14 protein-coding genes are annotated in these 20915 nt (G+C 44.4%); 6 read left to right on the forward strand and 8 right to left on the reverse strand.

What is annotated here, in order from left to right; all coding sequences use genetic code 11:
• Positions 1-23: 23 nt before the first annotated feature.
• A complete protein-coding gene (locus Q0788_RS12895; RefSeq protein ID WP_298811323.1) occupies positions 24-2210 on the reverse strand; it encodes a hypothetical protein in 2187 nt (728 codons plus the stop codon).
• Positions 2211-2549: 339 nt separating this feature from the next.
• On the opposite strand from Q0788_RS12895, the gene ggt reads away from it, so the two are divergent.
• A complete protein-coding gene (ggt, locus tag Q0788_RS12900) occupies positions 2550-4508 on the forward strand; it encodes a gamma-glutamyltransferase (protein ID WP_298811325.1) in 1959 nt (652 codons plus the stop codon).
• Between the two features lie 97 nt (positions 4509-4605).
• Here the strand turns inward: ggt and Q0788_RS12905 are convergent, their stop codons facing one another.
• Positions 4606-5736 carry a restriction endonuclease gene (locus Q0788_RS12905; RefSeq protein WP_201579632.1) on the reverse strand — a complete coding sequence of 377 codons (1131 nt, stop codon included), beginning with the start codon at positions 5734-5736 and terminating at the stop codon, positions 4606-4608.
• 337 nt (positions 5737-6073) lie between these two features.
• On the opposite strand from Q0788_RS12905, the gene dnaE reads away from it, so the two are divergent.
• From dnaE to cysE, 4 genes are all read left to right on the forward strand, one after another.
• On the forward strand, positions 6074-9793 hold the full coding sequence (gene dnaE, locus Q0788_RS12910; RefSeq protein WP_298811328.1) for a DNA polymerase III subunit alpha: 3720 nt from the start codon (positions 6074-6076) through the stop codon (positions 9791-9793).
• 72 nt (positions 9794-9865) lie between these two features.
• Positions 9866-10246, forward strand: coding sequence for an Hpt domain-containing protein (locus Q0788_RS12915; protein ID WP_057759831.1), 381 nt, complete (start codon positions 9866-9868; stop codon positions 10244-10246).
• Positions 10246-11127, forward strand: coding sequence for an RNA methyltransferase (locus Q0788_RS12920; RefSeq protein WP_298811336.1), 882 nt, complete (start codon positions 10246-10248; stop codon positions 11125-11127). The genes Q0788_RS12915 and Q0788_RS12920 overlap by 1 nt, the downstream gene beginning before the upstream one ends.
• A gap of 189 nt (positions 11128-11316) precedes the next feature.
• Positions 11317-12225: a serine O-acetyltransferase gene (gene cysE / locus Q0788_RS12925; protein WP_298811339.1), complete on the forward strand. Its 909-nt coding sequence runs from the start codon at positions 11317-11319 to the stop codon at positions 12223-12225.
• Positions 12226-12397: 172 nt separating this feature from the next.
• Here the strand turns inward: cysE and Q0788_RS12930 are convergent, their stop codons facing one another.
• The 6 genes from Q0788_RS12930 to pheA all read right to left on the reverse strand — a co-directional run bounded on the left by Q0788_RS12930 (position 12398) and on the right by pheA (position 19437).
• Positions 12398-12946, reverse strand: coding sequence for a 2-amino-4-hydroxy-6-hydroxymethyldihydropteridine diphosphokinase (locus tag Q0788_RS12930; RefSeq protein WP_298811341.1), 549 nt, complete (start codon positions 12944-12946; stop codon positions 12398-12400).
• Complete coding sequence (folB, locus tag Q0788_RS12935) at positions 12921-13358, reverse strand: dihydroneopterin aldolase (protein WP_298811343.1); 438 nt, start codon at positions 13356-13358, stop codon at positions 12921-12923. The genes Q0788_RS12930 and folB overlap by 26 nt, the downstream gene beginning before the upstream one ends.
• Before the next feature lie 42 nt (positions 13359-13400).
• The gene (gene rarD, locus Q0788_RS12940; RefSeq protein ID WP_298811346.1) at positions 13401-14363 is read right to left on the reverse strand and encodes an EamA family transporter RarD; all 963 of its coding nucleotides are present in this window, start codon (positions 14361-14363) and stop codon (positions 13401-13403) included.
• Between the two features lie 195 nt (positions 14364-14558).
• A complete protein-coding gene (locus Q0788_RS12945; RefSeq protein ID WP_298811349.1) occupies positions 14559-16892 on the reverse strand; it encodes a bifunctional prephenate dehydrogenase/3-phosphoshikimate 1-carboxyvinyltransferase in 2334 nt (777 codons plus the stop codon).
• A gap of 110 nt (positions 16893-17002) precedes the next feature.
• Positions 17003-18145: a histidinol-phosphate transaminase gene (gene hisC, locus Q0788_RS12950; RefSeq protein WP_298811351.1), complete on the reverse strand. Its 1143-nt coding sequence runs from the start codon at positions 18143-18145 to the stop codon at positions 17003-17005.
• Positions 18146-18264: 119 nt separating this feature from the next.
• Complete coding sequence (gene pheA / locus Q0788_RS12955) at positions 18265-19437, reverse strand: prephenate dehydratase (protein WP_102092477.1); 1173 nt, start codon at positions 19435-19437, stop codon at positions 18265-18267.
• 475 nt (positions 19438-19912) lie between these two features.
• Here pheA and Q0788_RS12960 point away from each other — a divergent pair, with 475 nt between their 5' ends.
• Positions 19913-20857 (forward strand): transaldolase, encoded by a 945-nt coding sequence (locus Q0788_RS12960; RefSeq protein ID WP_298811353.1) that lies wholly within the window; start codon positions 19913-19915, stop codon positions 20855-20857.
• Positions 20858-20915 lie beyond the last annotated feature (58 nt).

Raw genomic sequence — 20915 nt, forward strand, 5'->3', positions numbered from 1 at the left:
AATGAGATAATGTCATTTGACTTCTATTTTTCATTCATATCATCTTGAGCATCGTCAACTCGGCTCTCATCGACAGCGTCTGCGCCATTGTCATTATCGTTACCATACTCATCAGTGCCATATTCATTACTGCTATAAGCACCTTCGACACCGCTATCTTGATAGTCGTAGCGTGCATAGCGAGCCGTTTGTAATCTGTCTTTTTTATCGCGCTGCTTAGCCATCCATGCATTGCCATCGATAGGAGGCGTAGCGTCTGAACCAAAAGACTCTGTAAGCAATGGTGTCAAGGCATGATGGTTAAAGCTGGCTTTATCGTAACGTACTTGGTTTAGCATGGTTGTGGTCGACCCCATAAAATCACTACCGATATTGACACGTTGCTGCTTGGCCAGCAGTCGATCTGAGCTGTCTAAGTAATAGTAGTTGATTTGATTAAACGAGATAGGACCGATGGCTTCGATCAGCTGCAATAGCGAACCGATATCCGCGCTTTGATAGCCTTTATTGTATAATTGCGCTTTAGCCAGTGCTGTCTTCAGTGCAGCACCATCAGGATATTTATCTGGATTGGCATCTACGTATTCTTGCAGTGATTTGGTTACATATTTGAGCATCTTGCCAATTACTTCACCGCTTTGCTGACTACCGAAATAGACTTTTACGGCGCGAGTCGCACCGACTTCTTTGGCAAACGTGTCACCACTGATATCTACTGCGCTAAAATGCTCAGGCGCGAGCTCAGCCATACTGTTCTGTATCGCATTGAGCACTGCATCGTAGAGCACCGCTGGTGGCAACTGTGCCGTGATGCTTTCAGGCAAACCAAAGCTCACCGTATGCGAGGTCATCTGTGATGGTAATGGCGTATTCTCAGGATTGACAAGTGCAACAATCGGCATAATGGCCGATGGATCTACTACGACACTGCTGTTATTAAAATCAAATGCTAACGGTATCTGTATTGATGAGCTAATCGTTGGTGTGGCGTAGTCGTAGCTATAGGCGCTTTGTAGTTGGCGCTGCTTGGGACGGTATTGACTGACACTATTGAATGTTAAATGCTCATACTGATAAGCATTGGATGCAGCTATTTGCTCAGGAGTACGATGGAACATATCAAGTATATTGCCAATCATGCCTGTAGATGACATTGGTAGGCTGCCACGATTTACCGTCTCTGTCTTAGCTTGCTGTTTCGCCATTTGCATGGCTTCATACTTTGCAGCCATTGATTTAGGACTTAACCCTGACATCCCTGAGAGCATACCTTCAGCACCGCTACTGTATTCATCATAATTATCATAGTCGTCACTACTGTAATCATCGCTGCTATAGTCATCTGCTATATCGTAAGCATACTCGTTATCGCTGCTAGCATCACTGCTCGTCGGCTCATTCTCCCCTGCTTCAGCCAATATAGCAGCAATAGCTCTTCTTTCTGCTTCAGCTTCTGCTCTAGACTTATCATAGTCACTAGGGTAGTCGGACTCTATGGAATCTTTCGCATCATCATAATCGTAGTTAATACCCTCTACCACACAGACTTCATAAGCGTCATCATCTTCGTTTTCATTGCATTTATTCGACTCTACACCTACCGCTGCTAATTCTGCTCTAGCCTCAGCTTGCGCCTCATCATCGCTACTATCATACATACCCTCAGGCTGATACACGTAGGTTTCTATAATCGTTCTGAGCAAGCTACTAGATCCTGCGTCGATACTATCTGGGTCAATGAATGGTGCTGATCGATAATTGGCTGTGGCGACTGCCACATGCTCGGTCGCCAAGTGCTGACGAATGGCTGCTAACAAGTGCGACTTGGCTTGGTTTTCGGTACTTGGATACTTCTCTTGATCAAACAGCTGCTCATAACGCGCGGCCTGAGCGTTTTGACTGACAGTAAAAGCTTGACCTTGACGTTGGCTCTGCGCGGTATCTGCGACACTAAAGTCCATCATGGCACTAGAGGCGCTGCTATTCGACGACAGATTGGCAGTTGAGCTGGCTGGAGTTGATTGGCAACCTGCGAGTACAAGCGAGGCACTACTAACTAGCAATGCGATAGAAGTCAATTTACCGGTTGGATATAGATGACCGTTGTTATTTTTACCATTATAGTTTTTATGATCAGTGTTAGGTAAACAAGCAGGCGCCGTCTCAGAGTAGCGCTGTCGATTGCGGTTATTAATATGGTGTGATGACATAGTAATCTCTTTGTATGAATAGACAGTCGATAATGAGTGTACATTGGTACCGTTATTTATATCACAAGACGTTACAATTTAGTAATATTAGCGAATATTTTTAAAGAATTTCTTCATTCATAGATAACTTTCTCTTTATAACTGCTGTCTTATCATTAGCTTCATTTGCTTGAAAATTAGCTCCGCCGATTTGAAATAGAGCTTTTACAGCTAAGCGCTATAAAAGCGTACACCACAAAAGATAATAAACAACTTTCTACTATTTCATATTTTCGTTACTATTTAGACTTATCTATTTCCTAGCTCTATTCCTTCCACTCGCGTAAAAAGGACTTTGCGATGTCACAGTTATTATCTCGCCACCATCGAACCGCTCAGCAGCGTAAACCAAAAATTAATACCTTACTCAAATCTAGCGTCGTGCTCATTACCAGTACGCTACTGCTATCTATATCCGCACAGGCTGTAGAGCCAACGACCTCAATAAGTAATGCGACGGTCAACAATACATCAATCAATACCAGTGCTATAAACTTGGCCATCATGGCTGATAGTCCAATGGTACTCTCTGAAACCAAGCGCATCACGCGAGCGAAGACAAATACCCTTAGCACCACATCGAACAATGCTAACAATGCTAATAGTGACCAAGCCATCTATTCTGAAGACGCCATTCATCATCCAGTTTGGGCAAAAAACGGCATGGTCGCTACCCAAGAAGCGCTTGCCTCTGACATCGGTTTACAGATTCTAAAGGACGGCGGTAATGCGGTAGATGCTGGCGTTGCGGTTGGTTTTGCCCTAGCAGTGACCTTGCCGCGCGCAGGTAATATCGGTGGCGGCGGTTTTATGATGATTTATGATGCCAAGCAAGGCAAAACGGTGGCGCTTGATTACCGTGAAAAAGCACCGAGTAGCGCCTCGCGCGATATGTACCTCGATGAAGCAGGCAATGCTGTCAGCGACTTATCTCGCTATCATGGCTTGGCCGTTGGCGTGCCAGGGACAGTAGCAGGACTACTAAAAGCACTAGAAGAGCATGGTACGATGAGCCGCGAGCAAGTCATGGCACCAGCGATAGCACTGGCTGAAGACGGCATAGAAGTCACCGCTGGCTTGTCCGAGTCACTCACGGCGTTGAGTGATCGCTTGCAGAAATGGCCAAGTACCAAAAAAGTGTTCTTTAAGCCTGATGGCAGCGCTTATCAGCCGGGCGAACGTTTAAAGCAGCCTGAGCTTGCGCGTTCGCTAAAGCGGATTGCGGTACAGGGTACCGATGGGTTTTATAAGGGTGAAACCGCTCAAAAACTGGTCAAAGCAGTCAACGAAGCAGGCGGCAGCATGAGCCTGAAAGATTTGGCCAATTATCAAGCCATTGCTCGCGAACCTGTCAAAGGCTACTACCGTGGCTATGAGATTGTCTCTATGCCACCGCCTTCCTCTGGCGGTATTCATATCGTGCAGATTTTAAATATCTTAGAAGGCTATCCGCTGGGTGACTACGGACAAAACAGCGCACAGACTATTCATCTAATGGCGGAAGCGATGCAGTTAGCGTATGCAGATCGAGCTGAGTATCTGGGAGATGCTGACTTTATCGATGTACCTGCCAGCGGCTTAACGTCACAAGCCTATGCGGACAAACTGCGTACGTTGATTGATCCCAATAAAGCCACGCCAGCATCTACTATCAAAGCTAACAACCCTCTGCCGTACGAGAGTGATCAGACCACGCATTTCTCTATCGTTGATAAAGAAGGTAATGCCATAGCCAATACTTATACGTTAAACTTCTCTTATGGTACTGGTCTCGTTGCGGATGGCACAGGCATTCTACTCAATAATGAAATGGACGACTTCTCTGCCAAACCAGGCGTACCAAACGGCTACGGTTTACTTGGTGGCGATGCAAATGCGGTGGAAGCCAATAAGCGTCCGCTGTCCTCTATGAGTCCGACGCTCGTATTCAAAGACAGCAAACCTTATATCGTTACTGGAAGCCCAGGTGGTAGCCGTATCATCACGACTGTCACTCAAATTATCTCCAACGTCATTGACCATGATATGAATATCGCGGAGGCAACACATGCGCCGCGTATCCACGATCAATGGCTACCTGATGAGATTCGAGTGGAAAAAGCACTGAATATCGATACCGTGAAAAAGCTCGAATCAATGGGTCATACCGTCAGTCCAAAATCCGCGATGGGCTCTACGCAGTCGATTATGCTTACCCCAAATGGTGTTTATGGATCGTCTGATCCACGTATTGTCGATGCAGCGGTGGTTGGTTACTAAGTTATGAATATATGTCTCTAGTCATTATAAAAAAGCTCTATGTGTTGCTATAACTCATAGAGCTTTTCTTGTATAAATAAGTAAATACTGACCTGCTTTAATATAGCTTAATTCTTTCAAAAAAGTCATTGTCCAATAATAATTTTGGTCTGGCATTCACCTCTTTTAAACCGACTTTATGTTGCATCATTAACTCGATCAAGTTCATCTGATCAATGAGAATAAGACTGTGCGAATCAGTCGAATTAGCATAGTCTTGAGCAGGCTTAGTAAAGCTAGTGGTAGTAATAAAGATGCCATGATGATTGGTTTTTTGTGGAGGGTATGCACCTATGAAATTTCTCAAGTCGCCATTAGATATATTATTGCCATTACTATATAGCTTGGCCTGTATATAATAATTGTGCACCTCACCATCTGGAAAGTCCTGAATAATTAGTCCATCAATACCATTATCGTTAGACCGCCCTGTATGACGAGATGTTAGATTACTTTCAGGACTTTCTATCTCTAAGGATCTCTCAATTAATTTCAAACAAAACCACTCAAACTGCAAAGGTGATAAGCTTTCAAGCTGAGCCATGATCATATCAGGCGTCACTTTGACAAAATCATTACCAACAGCAGCATCTGCATAATTATTCATAAATATAGAGGTTCGACGTTTAGTTTCGTCAATCAAATGACTAATAAGTGCGTCACCATTTTTGCCATAAGCAGCAATATTAACTTTTTGCAAATCAGCAAAAGATTTGCTATCGAAGCGTTTAAAGTTAGCAATATAATCACCATTTGGTATTCCTTCACCAATATATTGATTAAAATTATTACCCGCCAGCCAAAAATAAACTTTACCGAAAGGGTCTAAACGTATGATATTTTTAGGCGTTACTTTCTCATCGAAAGTAATAAAATTGGCAAAGTTCTGATTTAGATTAGGAATCAAACTAAATTTATCTTCCTTAACCAAGCCCATTGCAGATAAGCATACTAAGATCAAATCAATAATTTCGTCGTAGCAAGGCGAACCATCATGACATTCATGGCGTATATCGTAGTTACTCATATAGTTGATGTCTTTATGATCATTTACGATTTGCGCTAATTTCTCAAACTCTCTGTAAAATACAGTGCGCCCAATAGTATTTCGCGTACTTAAATTTTTTATAGTTTGTATTCCAGCATTTAACATGTCGCCAAATGCAGGCAGCTTAGTAATATTACTCATAGTATTATCGTCTTTTTTGATTGCGTGAATAATATAGTGAAATCGGCATAGTATTACAATTATTTAAAAACAAATGTTTATGCTAACAACTATTGAGAGAAAACGCAGCAAAATTTCATGTTAATAAATAAGAAAAACAAATCCTCTCACGCAGATTAAACACTTTGAACCTGTGGCTGTCTGCGGCAAATAATGCTATTATTGACGACCCCATTTAAAACGTATCAATATGGCTATCGAGGTCTTATCGGCCTCTAGATATCAGTATAATTGATTGATAATAATCAATTATTTTATCGGTAGCTTATTTCTTTGATCGTACCAGTAAGAGTCTTCTATGGCATTTGTACACCTTGGCATTCACAGCGAATATTCCATCACCGATTCTATCGTGCGTATTAAACCGCTGGTAAAAGCTGCTGCGGCTGACAATCAGCGCGCTTTGGCATTGACCGATTTGTCCAATTTATATGCCACGGTGAAGTTTTATCGTGCCTGCTTAGGTGCGGGTATCAAGCCTATTATTGGCAGTGAAGTTATCATGGATAATGAAGACACACGCCTTACCTTACTTGCGATGAATAACGAAGGGTATCAAAACATTACCCGTATCGTATCGCTCGGGTTTACCGAAGGTCGCGCTGATCCTATCAATCATGGTACGCCAGTTATCAAGCGCAGTCATATCTTAGAGCATGCAGCAGGTGTCATTGTACTGCTCACAGAGAAGTCAGACGTGGGTCAAGCTTTGGTCGGCTCGATGCCAGAAAAGGCTGATGAACTACTTACTGAGTGGCAGGCAAAATTTGACGATCGTTTGTACTTTGCTATCAAGCGTACTAATCGTTCAGGCGAAGATGCTTTTATTAGAGCAGCTATCCATTCAGGCGCCAAACACAATATCCCTATCATTGCGCATAATGACGTGCGTTTCTTAGAGCAGGATGATTTTGATGCTCATGAAGCCCGCGTATGTATTGCAGGCTCTTATGTCCTTGCTGATCCAAACCGTCCGCAGACTTACTCAGATGAGCAGTATCTAAAAACACAAGCTCAGATGGAGCAATTATTCGCTGATATTCCGCAGGTCATTGATAATACCTTGCGTCTCGCTACACGCTGCAATGTCACCTTGACACTTGGGATTAACGTCCTACCTGATTTTCCTGTTCCTGAAGGCGAGACGATTGAATCGTTTTTTCGTGCCGAGTCACAACGCGGTCTTGAGCAGCGCTTAGGTAAGCTGTTTCCTGTCGAAGCACGTACGGACAATTGGAGCGACTTCCGTCAGAGATACGATGAGCGCCTTGCATATGAGTTAGATATTATTCTATCCATGGGCTTCCCGGGTTACTTCCTAATCGTCATGGACTTTATCCGCTGGGCAAAAGCCAATGGCGTACCAGTAGGCCCTGGACGTGGTTCTGGTGCAGGTTCGTTGGTCGCATACGCATTAAACATTACCGATCTTGACCCGATTCATTACGATCTATTATTCGAGCGCTTCTTGAACCCTGAGCGGGTATCCATGCCCGATTTCGATATCGACTTTTGTATCGAAGGTCGTGACCGCGTTATTGATTATGTCGCGCAAACCTATGGCCGTGATGCCGTCTCACAGATTATTACCTTTGGTACGATGGCCGCAAAAGCAGTTGTGCGAGATGTGGCACGTGTACAAAGCAAATCGTACTTTTTAGCTAATAAAATATCCAAGCTGATTCCAAAAACGCCTGGCATCACACTGAGCCAAGCGCTTGAGCAAGAGCCACAGCTCAAAGACTTGATCTCTAATCCTGATAATATGGATTATGAAGATGCCATTGAGATTTGGGAGATGGCGATTAAGCTTGAAGGCGTATGTCGAAATGTCGGTAAACATGCCGGTGGCGTATTGATTGCTCCGCACAAGATTACTGACTTTAGTGCCATTTACTGTGATGATGAAGGTCACCGTGTCAGCCAGTTTGATAAAGACGATGTAGAAGCTGTTGGTTTGGTGAAGTTTGACTTTTTGGGTCTACGTAACTTAACCGTCATCAACGCTGCGGTTGAAAACATCAATTTGCGCCGTGCAAAAGAAAACGTACCTGCCTTAGTTTTAGAAGATTTGCCGCTAGATGACAGCAAAGCCTATAAACTGCTGCAAGATGCCAAAACCACGGCGGTCTTTCAGCTAGAAAGTATGGGTATGAAAAAGTATCTGGCTAAACTGCAACCGACCAATATCGAGGATGTCATCGCCATGTGTGCGCTGTATCGTCCCGGCCCACTCGATGCAGGCATGGTAGAGATGTATATCGACCGTAAGCATGGTCGCGAGGAAGTCATTTATGACCATCCCAATCTTGAGCCGATTTTAGAAAACACCAATGGCGTTATTGTCTATCAAGAACAGGTGATGCAAATCTCACAGGTGATGGCAGGCTATAGTTTGGGCGGTGCGGATATGCTACGCCGTGCGATGGGTAAAAAGAAACCTGAAGAGATGGCAAAGCAGCGCGATATTTTTGTCACGGGTGCCACCTCACAAGGCATTGATGAAGTCACATCAGGCGGTGTGTTTGACTTGATGGAAAAGTTCGCAGGTTACGGTTTTAACCGCTCGCATTCTGCGGCTTATGGCGTATTGGCTTATCAAACGGCCTACCTAAAGCAATACTACCCTGCCGAATTTATGGCAGCGGTCTTAACTTCAGATATGAACAACACCGACAACGTCGTGTTCTTTATCAATGACTGCCGTGAAAACTTTGGGTTAACTGTAGTCAATCCTTCAGTCAATCGCAGTGAATGGCATTTCGTTGCCGATACTCCGACCAATATCATCTATGGTCTTGGCGCAATCAAAGGCGTGGGTGAAGGCGCGGTAGAGTCTATCGTAGATGCACGCCGCCGCGAAGGTCCTTTTAAAGACTTGTATGACTTCTGTCGCCGTGTCGATATCAAAAAAGTCAATAAACGCACGCTTGAAGCATTGGTCAGCGCTGGCTGTTTTGATGACTTTGCCGCCACGCTACGACCTGACCTGCCAGCCGATGAAGCTTACGAAATTCGCGGTGCCTTGATGAGTCAATTGCCAAGCGCAGTGCAGGCCGCTGAGCAAGACCGTCAAAACCGCGAAATCGGTATGATGGATTTGTTTGGTGAAATGGATGGTGTGGTCGCAGCGCCGCCGTTAGTGATGACGCCAGAGCTCATCTGGGGTGACAAACACCGCCTAAAAGCCGAAAAAAACACCTTGGGGCTTTACTTAACGGGACATCCAATCAATGAGTATTTGGATGAGCTCAAACGCTATACCTCTGGTGCGCGTCTCGATAAGTTAACTGATACTGGCTATAACGGCAGCTGCTATTTCTCGGGGCTTATTATAGATATTGCCAACTTTGGTAATCGTAACGTGATTACTTTAGATGATGGTACATCGAGACTCGAGGTCAGCTGCTACGCTGAGCGTTTTAATCGTGTCAAAGAGCAGTTGAAAATCGATGAAGTCGTCATCATCAAAGGCAGCATCCGTGAGCGTGATGGACGTTTGTTTGCACGTCTTGATAGTGCCATGAGCATGGTAGATGCGAGACTACGTTGGCTCAAAAAAATCAGTATCAAAGTTCACGGTAGTGATATTAATCTGCTCACACGTCTACAGCCATTACTCAAATCAGCCCAAGCTGACATTATTCCTGAGCCGCGTCTGGCTTATAACCAAGAGCAAGACGAGCAAGGTGGCAGCGGTAGTAATGTCTACGACCCTGCAATGGGTGGTAGCTTGTATGATGAGAACGGTAATGATTTATTGGCATTAGAGAGCGACATGAACCATGACGCGGCCAATCAAAACGGTATGTCAGCCAGTTATGCCAATAATGCCCTGAGTAATACTGACGCTTCTATCAATGATAACTGTCTGCCACTTGGACTAAGCATTTATGAAGTCTATGGCATCGCAAATGTTGGACTGTCTGAGCACTGGCGCGTTTACCCAAATGACGACAACCTGCAGACATTAAAGACTTTGGTCAGTGAAGAGAACTTACATTTCCATTACAGCTAAGACGTACATTACGTTTTAAAAATTCATTATAGTAATCTTATTGCTTTAACTTTTATAAATTGGACAACCACCATGGATGACACTACAAATAATAATATGCTCGGACAAACTGATGAAGAGATTATCAATCATGAACAGTTCGAGGACATGCGTGACCTGCTCGAAGAAGACTTTGTTGATTTGATACAAGTATATTTTGCTGATAGTAAGCAAAGAGTTGCAGCGCTGCGAATTGCCCATCAAAAAGACGATAACGCCAATGGCTTTGAAACTGCGCATGCCCTAAAAGGTGCCAGCGCCAACTTAGGTACGACTCAATTAGTCCGTCTTAGCAGCCAGTTACAAGAATACTGCCGTGAGCGCCGTATCAATGAGCAAGCCGTCCTGATCGAAGAGATTGCCATTGCATTACACCGTGCTGAACAAGAAATCAATCAGAGACTGGGACAATAATGAGTAACGACGCTTCATTAGCAGTATCATCACGCACAGTGAACGACTATCTTGATTGCCTACAAGTAGTCATGGTTAATACAACTTTGCCTGCCAATATTGGTTCGGCTGCCCGCGCGATGCATACCATGGGCTTGTCTCGTTTAACGGTTGTCGATCCCAAATTACCGATTGACGAAACCAGTGTGTCTCATGCAGCGGGTGGCAGTGAGTTATTATCGTCAGCTTTGATTGCACCTACCTTAGAGTCTGCTATCTCTGGCTGTCAGTTGGTATTTGCTGCTAGCAGTCGTAGCCGTCATATGCCGCGCCCTGTCGTTACACCTACGCAAGCCGCTAAGATTATGTTTGACTTTATCGATGCACAGGCAGCTTTAAGTGCAGACGATAGTAATGTTGATACCTCATCTGCTGCTACTTCTAGCAAACCAAATATTGCTATATTATTTGGACGTGAAGACCGTGGATTGACCAATGAAGAATTGGCTTATGCCGATTATCATATTCAAATCGACGCCAATCCTGCTTACCCTGTGCTAAATGTCGCATCAGCGGTGCAAGTCATCGCCAGCTTTATCTTTGCTTATGCTCAAACGCACACTCAGACAGCTGATAATTTAGAGTCGGATACAAGCACAGATGTCCAATCGACAATCAATGTGAATTTGCGTCAGCAATGGGATGAGCCTGCTATTAATCAGCAGCAGCTGCAACAGCTCACTCAGCGCACCACTGACCTTATGGTGCAGCGTGGACTAGCCAATAGCGAACATCTAAAGTCATTGCCATCACGCTTGTCTAGACTTGGGTCACGCCTACAGCTTGATCAAAAAGAGTATCAGCTATTAAGCGCTTTGATTGCAAAACTATCGAAAGACTAAAACAAGCCATAGTTTATAAGCTTGCCTTTATTTGACAGCTTTTTACTATATTTTGCGGTATAAAGCTGTTATAACTTGCAGAAGCTTAGCGAAAATATATATTCTTAATTATCCGAACTTTATGACCACAGATTAGAGGCATCGCTGTTTTCGCAACGACACTCTACCGACGAATAGATAGGACGCTTTATGTCATTGCCATCCAAATTATTCAAATCGCTTATTAATATCAAGAACGATTTGAAAGAAGATATTGATGCAGTATTCACCCGAGATCCTGCGGCGCGTAATAGTCTGGAAGTGATCCTAACTTATCCGGGCATACATGCGCTTGTTTTGCATCGCGGGGCTCACTGCCTTTGGAACAATGAACAAAAACTAGCGGCACGCGTGATCTCCTACGGCTCGCGCATCATGACAGGTATCGAGATTCACCCTGCTGCTAAGATTGGTAGACGCTTTTTTATCGATCATGGTGTCGGCGTCGTCATCGGTGAGACTGCTGAGATTGGTAACGACGTGACGCTATACCATGGTGTTACTTTGGGCGGTGTGTCTTGGAATAATGGCAAGCGTCACCCAACGCTGGAAGACGGTGTAACCGTTGGTGCTGGTGCAAAAGTCTTAGGGCCGTTTACAGTCGGTAAAAACGCTAAAATCGGCTCGAATGCAGTGGTAGTCAAACCTGTACCAGCAGGCGCTACGATGGTCGGCAGTGCCGCGCGTATGATCTCAGATCATCACGATGAAAAAGGCAATCCAATCGCGACAAAAGTACAAGACGCCAAGCAACAAGAAAAAGTCGCGCAAGCTGGTGAGAGCAACGATCAAACTAACGACACTACCCCTACTGCCAAACGTACCAATACCTTCCGTGCCTATGGTATCGACCCTTATTCACAAGACCCTGTCGCAGAAGCTTTTGCTAAAATGCTTGAACACATCCAACAGTCAGAGAATCGCCTCGATCAACTGCAGTCAGCGATGTGTGATATTGATCCTAATTTTTGCAAAAAAGAATATGATAAGCTTTGTTTAGAAGATTTAGATGTGATTGGTCGTGCTGATATCAATGACGTAGATAACGAGCAGAAGTAACTACTAGAACTTCAGTAAAAGAAATAAAACTAAGGGGCCTACAATATATTGTACACCCCTTAGTTTTATCTACTGCAAAAATATCAGATGTAGTCAGTGTCAGTTAAAATAAGTCACCCCACTAACTGTCTAAATCTATCAACAATTTTCCCTAAAAACGCTATTCAAACATCTAATCAGTAGATACGGCCAATTCCCTGACTCCCGCTTCCTCATGCGTTTTAAACGGATAACGATCTGCCATTACTATCCAATCAGATATTGATTTAAATATCGAATATTTGCTTAGGCTATTTTCTATAGTAGCCAATTTAATCATCAAAATATCAATATCCATCGTCACCTGCCGTACTTGATTCGGCTCAGTCTGTCGGCATCTATTACAATCGCCTTCAAGCGTTTTAAAAGTTTGCTGTAGTTGTTGCAGACTCATCGGTGTGGTCAATGTTAGATGGACACACTGATTGGTATAATCAGGTTTTGGTAATTGGGTAGTCGCAGTAAAATCAGGATTTTGAAAAGCCGTAGACAATCGCACCTCACCTAGCGCTGCCAAGCGCTGCCGAGCAAGCGGGAGATACTTGTCAGCTTGATAGTTACTACCTAGCGCTAACACTAGCTCTACCACGGGTTGCGCTTGCACAGTCTCAGGTGCGCATTGTGTGAACGTTGTCAAATTCAAATCCACGGGCTTTTCATGCATCATCGACTTGGCTGTCATTAACTTCTTTGGCAGCTTCTTTAGTAGCTAGCTCGTTGGTTGATGCTGGCGCATAGCGCGTTATTTGTACCCCGACTGCATCAGCTTGGGCAATAGCGGTAGGCTTAGCAATGCTCAACGTTATTTTTTGACAGTCATATTTTGCAAATATCTTATCAGAGATCTGACCAGCCAAATGCTCAAGCAGCTTTGCTTGAATCTCTTTGCACCACTCGCTCACATCATCGCAGACTTCTTTATAGCTCAGCGCATCGCTGACATCATCTGACACAGCAGCACGGCTAATATCCGTTTCAAGCGCGATATCAATTAGTAATGGCTGAGTGATAGCACGCTCCCAATCATAAACACCAATTACTGCATCGACTTTTAGACCTTTTATAAATACAACATCAGACTGAGTATGAAACATGCTTTCATCCTTGTTTGCTAATTTTTTTCGTATTATTAATATTTACTTAACCGATTTTAGCGCTTCTTCACGTAGGCGCGCCGCTTTTAACACTTTACTTGGACGATGGCGCCACAGGTCAATGCTGAATAATAGCAGACCTAACCAAATCAAACCAAATACTGCCAAACGTTGTAAATCGAATGGTTCTTTATAATAGAACACCGCTAAAAAGAAAATAAAGGTCGGCGTCAGATAGTTCATAAAGCTCAGAATACTGTATGCAACGAGCTTGGTAGATTTATTGAATAATAAAAGCGGTATTAGCGTAATCGGACCTGCGATCATAAGCAGCCAAATGTTTGAGCTAAACCAAAAGCTCAGTTGATGGCTTGCCACATCAGATTGCCAAAACCACCACAGACATAACGGCACCAACATCGCAGTCTCGACAAACATGGCATCGACAGCAGTCAATGGCGTTTGTCGTTGAATCGTCCCGTAAGTACTGAAACTAAATGCCAAAATCAACGATATCCACGGCAGACTACCAAGCATCACCACTTGAATGATGACAGACAATAATGCAAAGCCAATGGCTACCCATTGTAGCGTGCGCAAACGCTCTTTGAACAATATCATGGATAGTGCAACGCCAACCAATGGCCCGATAAAGTAACCCAAACTGGCCTCAAGGATACGGTCTTGATTGACCGCCCATACATAGGTCAGCCAGTTGGTTGCAATAATTAACCCAGAGACGAGTGATAGCGCAATCCATCTTGGGTTTTTCTTGAGCGTTTCTATCCATCCCCAACGTTTGGTAGCCACTAACACAATCAGTAGGCAACAAAACGTCCAAACGATACGGTGGCCTATGATCTCCGTCGCATCATAATCAGAGAGCTGTTTGAAGTATAACGGAAATCCACCCCAAATAAAGAACGCGATCAGCGCAGTAATAATGCCGCGTCTGGTTGTGGTTATCGGGGCAACGGGTTTTTTGACGACATTTTGGGTAGTCATAATATAAGACAACTTTTTAGAGCAAAGCGCGCTCCCACCTAATTCTAATTATTATTGTTAATCGAATTGTGAAAGCGCAGGGTTACTACAGTGAGATTATAAGGTAAAAAGCAATGTACTCATGCCAATAGTGACATGAGTACATTGCTAACGATGTTAGATTAAACTTTTAAGAGTTAATGGTAGCTTAGCGACTTACTCAGCACTAGTATCTACTTGGATAGACATACCGATTTGGTTGGCAAGTTCAGCAAATCCTGGGAAGCTGGTATTAACCGTTTCAACCCCTTCAATGGTAATTTGCTGGGATGCACGCAGACTGGCAACAGAGAAGCTCATTGCAATACGGTGATCATGATGCGAGACAATATGACCACCACCAAAGACAGGCTGGCTATTGTTGACTTCACCGCTTTCAGTAGCAACGCCTTTGCCTTCGATAATCAGACCATCATCAGTTACAGTACAATCAATACCAAGCGTATGTAACCCTTCTGCCATCACAGCGATACGGTCCGATTCTTTAACACGCAGCTCTTTGGCACCAGTCAATACCGTCTGACCTTGTGCACAGCTGGCTGCGATAAATAGCACAGGAAATTCATCAATCGCCAGTGGTACGAGATGCTCTGGTATCTCAATACCGACTAGGTTTGAGCTGCGAATCGTAATATCAGCAACTGGCTCGCCGCCCACATGCGTCTCATTGCTTAGGCTAATATCTGCATTCATTAATTTTAGAATATCAATGACGCCAGTACGCGTAGGGTTGATACCTACTTGGGTCAAGGTAAGCTCACTATTTTGACTGATGGCCGCTGCTACCATAAAAAATGCTGCAGATGAGATATCAGCAGGAACCGCGATATCGCCGCCTGTTAGTGTACCGCCACCAGTGACACTGATGCGATTGCCTTCTACGGTTACTGGATAACCAAAGGCCGATAGCATACGCTCAGTGTGGTCACGGCTAATCTCAGGCTGTGTGACCGTTGTCGCACCCTCGGCCCATAGACCTGCTAGTAGCAAACAAGACTTTACCTGAGCTGAAGCAACTGGCATATCATACTCAGTGCCTTGTAATGGCTTGCCAACCGTGTCACGACCAGTGATGCTGAGCGGCGCAGTACCACTATGACCAGTGCTCTGAATCACAGCTCCCATCGTGCGTAGCGGTGCCGCCACGCGCTCCATTGGGCGTTTATTCAAGCTAGTATCACCTGTCAATACACTATCAAACGATTGCGCTGCCAAGATACCAGATAGCAGACGCATACTGGTGCCAGAGTTACCCATGTACAGTGGAGTTTTGCTAGGTTTTAAACCATTCATACCGACACCATGAATGGTCAAGTTGCCATTATCAGGGCCTTCGATAGTCACACCCATATCACGGAATGCTTGTAGCGTTGCTAGCGCATCTTCCCCTTCCAAAAATCCAGTCACATTTGTCACGCCTGTGGCAAGACTGCCGAGCATAATGCTGCGATGCGAGATAGATTTGTCACCAGGAATCGCGATGGTGCCAGAAACAGTATTGCTAGGGGTAATATTATAAGAAGCTGACATAGCAGAAGTATCCGTATAAGGGGTGCTGGCTAACATATGGCCGAAATGTCGCCGTGCGGCTTGCGCGCGGCCCAAAAGTCCCATCAGGGCAGTTGAATCTTGATCAATAATAAGCTGGCGCATCGTCTGTAAATAGACACCATACTCATCAAGGGCGCTGACAATCGCGCTTTGGTTGGCAAAAAATATATCATGCCACATTTTAGGGTCACTGGCAGCGATACGCGTAAAATCGCGGAACCCACCAGCAGCATAACGAAACATATCTAAATTATCATCATGGCTTGCCAATTGCTCAACCAAATTAAAGGCAAGTAAATGTGGCAAATGGCTGGTGTGCGCTAATATGCGGTCATGATGCTCAGCATCCATTGACATAACATTTGCGCCCACTGATTCCCATAATAGTCGCAACTTTGCAATAGCAGTTGCACTGGTTGTCGGTAGCTCGCAAATAATGACGCTATGATTGACAAATAAACTGGCGCGGCGCGCATGATACCCTGAATTTTCAGCCCCAGCAATTGGATGCGCTGGCACTAATCCTATCGGTAGCGAGCCAAACACTGCTTTAGCGGCATCAATGATATTGACCTTAGTACTACAGACATCCGTCATGATGCAATCACTGGCAAGCTGTCCGTTATCCATCGCTTGCTTGATATCAACGAACACTGCTTGAACTGCCTGTACTGGCACTGCAATGATGATTAAATCACTGCCAGCGATGACGTCCTGTAAATTTGCACTACCTGCATCTAGCAGGCCATGCTCAATAGCTTCTGTAATACTTGGTGCATGTCTATCGACTGCTACCAGTCGCGCGCTTAAGCCATTGTCTTTAATAGCTTGCGCAAAACTGGCACCAATCAGCCCAAGTCCAATCACACAAACTTGTTTAAATATAGGTAGCGTAGTATTTAGAGACGATTGAAGTTTATTATTTTTCTGACTACTCACGGCTTTTCTCGTTGGACACACTAAGACATAGATAGGGCCAGTCTTAGTGTTATAAATTTTAATGGCTAATTAAGAACAATTTTTAAGTTAAAAAATATTAATAGATGCGCTTAGTCTTCAGTCAAAATAGAACGCAAAGTATCAATCAAACGCAGATTATCTTCAGCCACACCTACTGTGATACGCAACCAGTTAGGCAATCCATAAGCATCCAACGGACGGACAATAACGCCTTGTTCAAGTAGTGCCTGATGGATAGAAGCAGCAGTTATATCTTCCATCTCAACCTGCACTTCGACCATAATAAAATTGGCATGCGACTTCACAAAACCCAGCCCTAGCGCGTCAAACTGCTTTTCTAACCAACGCATTTGCTCATCATTTATCAGACGAGTTTTTTCGATAAAGTCTTGATCGGCAAGTGCAGCAGCAGCGGCAGCTAAACCAACACGGCTGACATTAAATGGCTGACGAATTCGGTTTAGTAAATCCGCCACTGCCACCGAGCTTAGAGCATAACCGACGCGTAAACCTGCCAGCCCGTAAGCTTTGGAAAAAGTGCGCACAATAATGACATTATCGAATTCATCCAATAAGGCGCGGTTGTTACTCTCAGGACTATACTCGATATAAGCTTCATCTAGTACCACCAAGACTGAGCTTGGTACACTGGCAACGAACTGATACAGCTCTTTTTGCTCTAGCTGCGTACCCGTTGGATTGTTCGGATTGGCAATAAAGACGATTTTGGTATTCGGATTGTCTTGAACCGCTTGGCTCATGGCTTTTAGATTATGGCCGAAGCGTTGAGCAGGTACTTCAATTCCCGTGGCACCTTGCATCTTCGCTAGCATAGGATATACCACAAAAGCATACTGGCTATAGACGATGGCATCATCAGCACCCACAAAGCTACGTGCCAAAATATCGAGCAAATCATCAGAGCCATTACCCAAGGTAATTTGATTGGCATTGACATCGTTAAAGTCAGCCAGCGCCTGCTTTAGATAGTAACCATTGCCATCAGGATAACGTGACAACTGCCCTAGCTGCTCAGTCACTGCTAGCGTCACTCGGGGTGAGCATCCCATTGGATTCTCATTACTAGCCAGCTTGACCACGTCTGAGACACCATACTCACGTGTCAGCTCCTCAATTGGCTTACCGGTTTGATAAGGTGCCAATGCCAAAATACTGTCGTAAGCTGGCGTTAACGGCGATAGATCTGACACGGTCAATTGAGTAGTCTGCATGGTTTATCCTTAGATGGTATCTATAAATGCTTTTTTTGAATACTATCTGCAAAAGCTAAGACCCATCTATTATGTATGAATACCAGTGAGTAAGCCTGTAATTATCTATAGGTAGTTGTCTATAGTACAGCTTTTGGATATGAGCCTAATATGCGCAAATCTTTGACCAATGGACGAATATCATTGATGGCAGCGCTAACGTTTGGATCATTAACATGACCATTCATATCGATAAAGAATACGTATGCCCACTTGTTAGGACGCTCAGGACGCGTCTCAATACTGGTCATCGATACGCCATGATATGACAAAGGTTTCAAGATTTCGATCAGTGCGCCTGCTTTATCATGAGCGGAGACGACGATAGAGGTTTTGTCTTGGCCAGATGGCGCAATTGCTTCATGACCGATGATAAGGAAGCGTGTGGTGTTACTTGGATTGTCTTCAATATTTGAGTAGAGCTTATGCAAACCGTACTCTGCAACAGCAACGTCACCTGCAATCGCAGCTGAATGCCATTCGTTTTTAAGGCGGCGAGCGGCTTCACCATTGCTTGATACAGCAACGCGTTCGACATTAGGGAAGTTTACATCTAGCCAATGACGGCACTGAGCAAGCGACTGCTGGTGCGAATAAATACGGCTCAAACCATCAATCTTAGTATGCTCAGCAACCAAGAAGTTTTGATGAATTGGCAATTCAACTTCGCCAATGATCTTCAAGGTAGAAGACAAGAAACCATCTAGAGTATGGTTGACCACGCCTTCTGAAGAGTTTTCGACAGGGACCACGCCATACATCGCTGTACCTGCTTCGACTTCGCGGAACACATCGGTAATGGTTGTCATCGGTACGGTATCAGCTGCTTTACCAAAGTGCTTGAGCGCAGCGGCATGCGTGAAGGTACCGACAGGGCCCAAGAAGGCAATACGCTGCGGCGCTTCTAAATCCAAGCATACTGACATGATTTCACGGAACAAGCGCGCCATTTTTTCATCAGCGATTGGACCTGCATTACGCTCCATGACAGCTTTTAATACCTGTGCTTCACGCTCAGGGCGGTAAAAGATAGGATTGCTATTGTCATCAGCAGCGGTATGATTTTTCTTTACCATGGCTACTTGCTGAGCCAGCTTTGCACGGTTATTGATTAACGTTTGGATCTCACAGTCTACTGCGTCAATATTTTGGCGAATATTGTCTAAAAACTCTTTTTCAGTTGCGGTATCGCTAGCGCCTGTAGTGGTTTGATTTAGATTATCCATTGTTTGCTCTGGTGACTGCTCGCTCATTACCGCCCATCCTTTTTAGATTTTATCGCTGTTAGATATTACTATTATTTAAATATTGCTATTACATTTTATTACGTAGGGTAGCTCTATTGCCAAATCTGACTGTTTTCTGTTTTTAGTTAAAGACTAAGACTGATGATAGAAACTATATTCAAAATCAACCTCAAAACAGTCTATCAAAAACACCTTATATTGCTAGTGCCACTTGGCGTTAATACTATATTTACTGCCAAATACAGCAGCTTGATACATAGCCGGCTCTACTATAGCAAAAACTAAGGTCAGTGCCCATGCGTAAATGCGTATAAATATACCAACTGTTATTAATATTAGCACAGCTGAGCCAGATAACAGCGATGCATAGCATAACTATGAAGCAACACCTGCCCAAAACTGTGTTACAGTTCCAGTTCAGCTCCCTACCCCGCTATATATAAGAGGAGCATCATGTGATTAATAAGAAAAAGGATACCTGATGAGCGCATTACAACAGCTACGCACTATGACCACAATTGTTGCTGATACTGGTGACCTTGCCGCTATTGCCCGTTTAAAACCTATCGATGCAACCACCAACCCAAGCCTTATTACCAAGGCTCTGATTCATCCTGACAACCAAGGTATGTTGTCAGAGACCATGAGTCGTCACAATGGTGACGTGGATGCCGTGATCGATGCGCTGACCATTCAGGTTGGCTGCGATATTTTAGAGCTGATCGAAGGCCGAGTCTCTACCGAAGTTGACGCTCGCTTATCTTACGATACTCAAGCGACGATAGATAAGGCACTGGCCTTTATGGATGCTTACCAAAAAGCGGGCGTCGATTCAGAGCGAGTATTGATCAAAATGGCAGCAACTTGGCAAGGTATTGAGGCGGCGCGCTATCTTGAGACTCAAAATATTCACTGCAACCTGACCTTACTATTTGGACAACACCAAGCGATTGCCTGTGCAGATGCTGGCGTGACCCTGATATCACCTTTCGTTGGCCGTATTCTAGATTGGCAAAAACGCCAACAAAGCCGTCAAAACGTACCGGCTTCTGATGACATGGGCGTACAGTCAGTCAAGCTCATTTACCAGTATTACAAACAGCACGGTTACGAGACGCAAGTAATGGGCGCCAGTTTCCGCTCTACCGAGCAAATTTTGGCATTGGCAGGTTGTGACTTGTTGACTATAGCTCCCAATCTCATTGATGAATTGGCAGCCATGGATACCGAGGTAACTCGCCAACTGTCTCCGAGTATGTCGATGGATATGAAAGCGATGACTCAAGTAAGCTTAACGCATGAAGAGTTTAGTGCTGCATATCAGCAAGACAAGGTTACGCAGGACTTATTACCTAAGGGTATTGATGGTTTTATCGGGGCGCGTGACGAGCTGTCTAAGACATTAGCAGCCATTCGCGGACAATAATAGCCACACGACAGAGCACGACGGATACTGGGCTGGCACAAAAGATATTTGCCTACTA

It is taken from the genome of uncultured Psychrobacter sp., from assembly GCF_947500265.1.
In the GTDB taxonomy this organism is placed as follows: domain Bacteria; phylum Pseudomonadota; class Gammaproteobacteria; order Pseudomonadales; family Moraxellaceae; genus Psychrobacter.

What these genes read in the sequence shown, in the direction of transcription:
- hisC (WP_298811351.1), bottom strand. Translation starts at nt 18,145, where the DNA reads ATGCAGACTACTCAATTGACCGTGTCAGATCTATCGCCGTTAACGCCA.
- folB (WP_298811343.1), bottom strand. Translation starts at nt 13,358, where the DNA reads ATGTTTCATACTCAGTCTGATGTTGTATTTATAAAAGGTCTAAAAGTC.
- cysE (WP_298811339.1), top strand. Translation starts at nt 11,317, where the DNA reads ATGTCATTGCCATCCAAATTATTCAAATCGCTTATTAATATCAAGAAC.
- Q0788_RS12930 (WP_298811341.1), bottom strand. Translation starts at nt 12,946, where the DNA reads ATGACAGCCAAGTCGATGATGCATGAAAAGCCCGTGGATTTGAATTTG.
- Q0788_RS12915 (WP_057759831.1), top strand. Translation starts at nt 9,866, where the DNA reads ATGGATGACACTACAAATAATAATATGCTCGGACAAACTGATGAAGAG.
- Q0788_RS12905 (WP_201579632.1), bottom strand. Translation starts at nt 5,736, where the DNA reads ATGAGTAATATTACTAAGCTGCCTGCATTTGGCGACATGTTAAATGCT.
- Q0788_RS12920 (WP_298811336.1), top strand. Translation starts at nt 10,246, where the DNA reads ATGAGTAACGACGCTTCATTAGCAGTATCATCACGCACAGTGAACGAC.
- pheA (WP_102092477.1), bottom strand. Translation starts at nt 19,437, where the DNA reads ATGAGCGAGCAGTCACCAGAGCAAACAATGGATAATCTAAATCAAACC.
- ggt (WP_298811325.1), top strand. Translation starts at nt 2,550, where the DNA reads ATGTCACAGTTATTATCTCGCCACCATCGAACCGCTCAGCAGCGTAAA.
- rarD (WP_298811346.1), bottom strand. Translation starts at nt 14,363, where the DNA reads ATGACTACCCAAAATGTCGTCAAAAAACCCGTTGCCCCGATAACCACA.
- dnaE (WP_298811328.1), top strand. Translation starts at nt 6,074, where the DNA reads ATGGCATTTGTACACCTTGGCATTCACAGCGAATATTCCATCACCGAT.
- Q0788_RS12895 (WP_298811323.1), bottom strand. Translation starts at nt 2,210, where the DNA reads ATGTCATCACACCATATTAATAACCGCAATCGACAGCGCTACTCTGAG.
- Q0788_RS12960 (WP_298811353.1), top strand. Translation starts at nt 19,913, where the DNA reads ATGAGCGCATTACAACAGCTACGCACTATGACCACAATTGTTGCTGAT.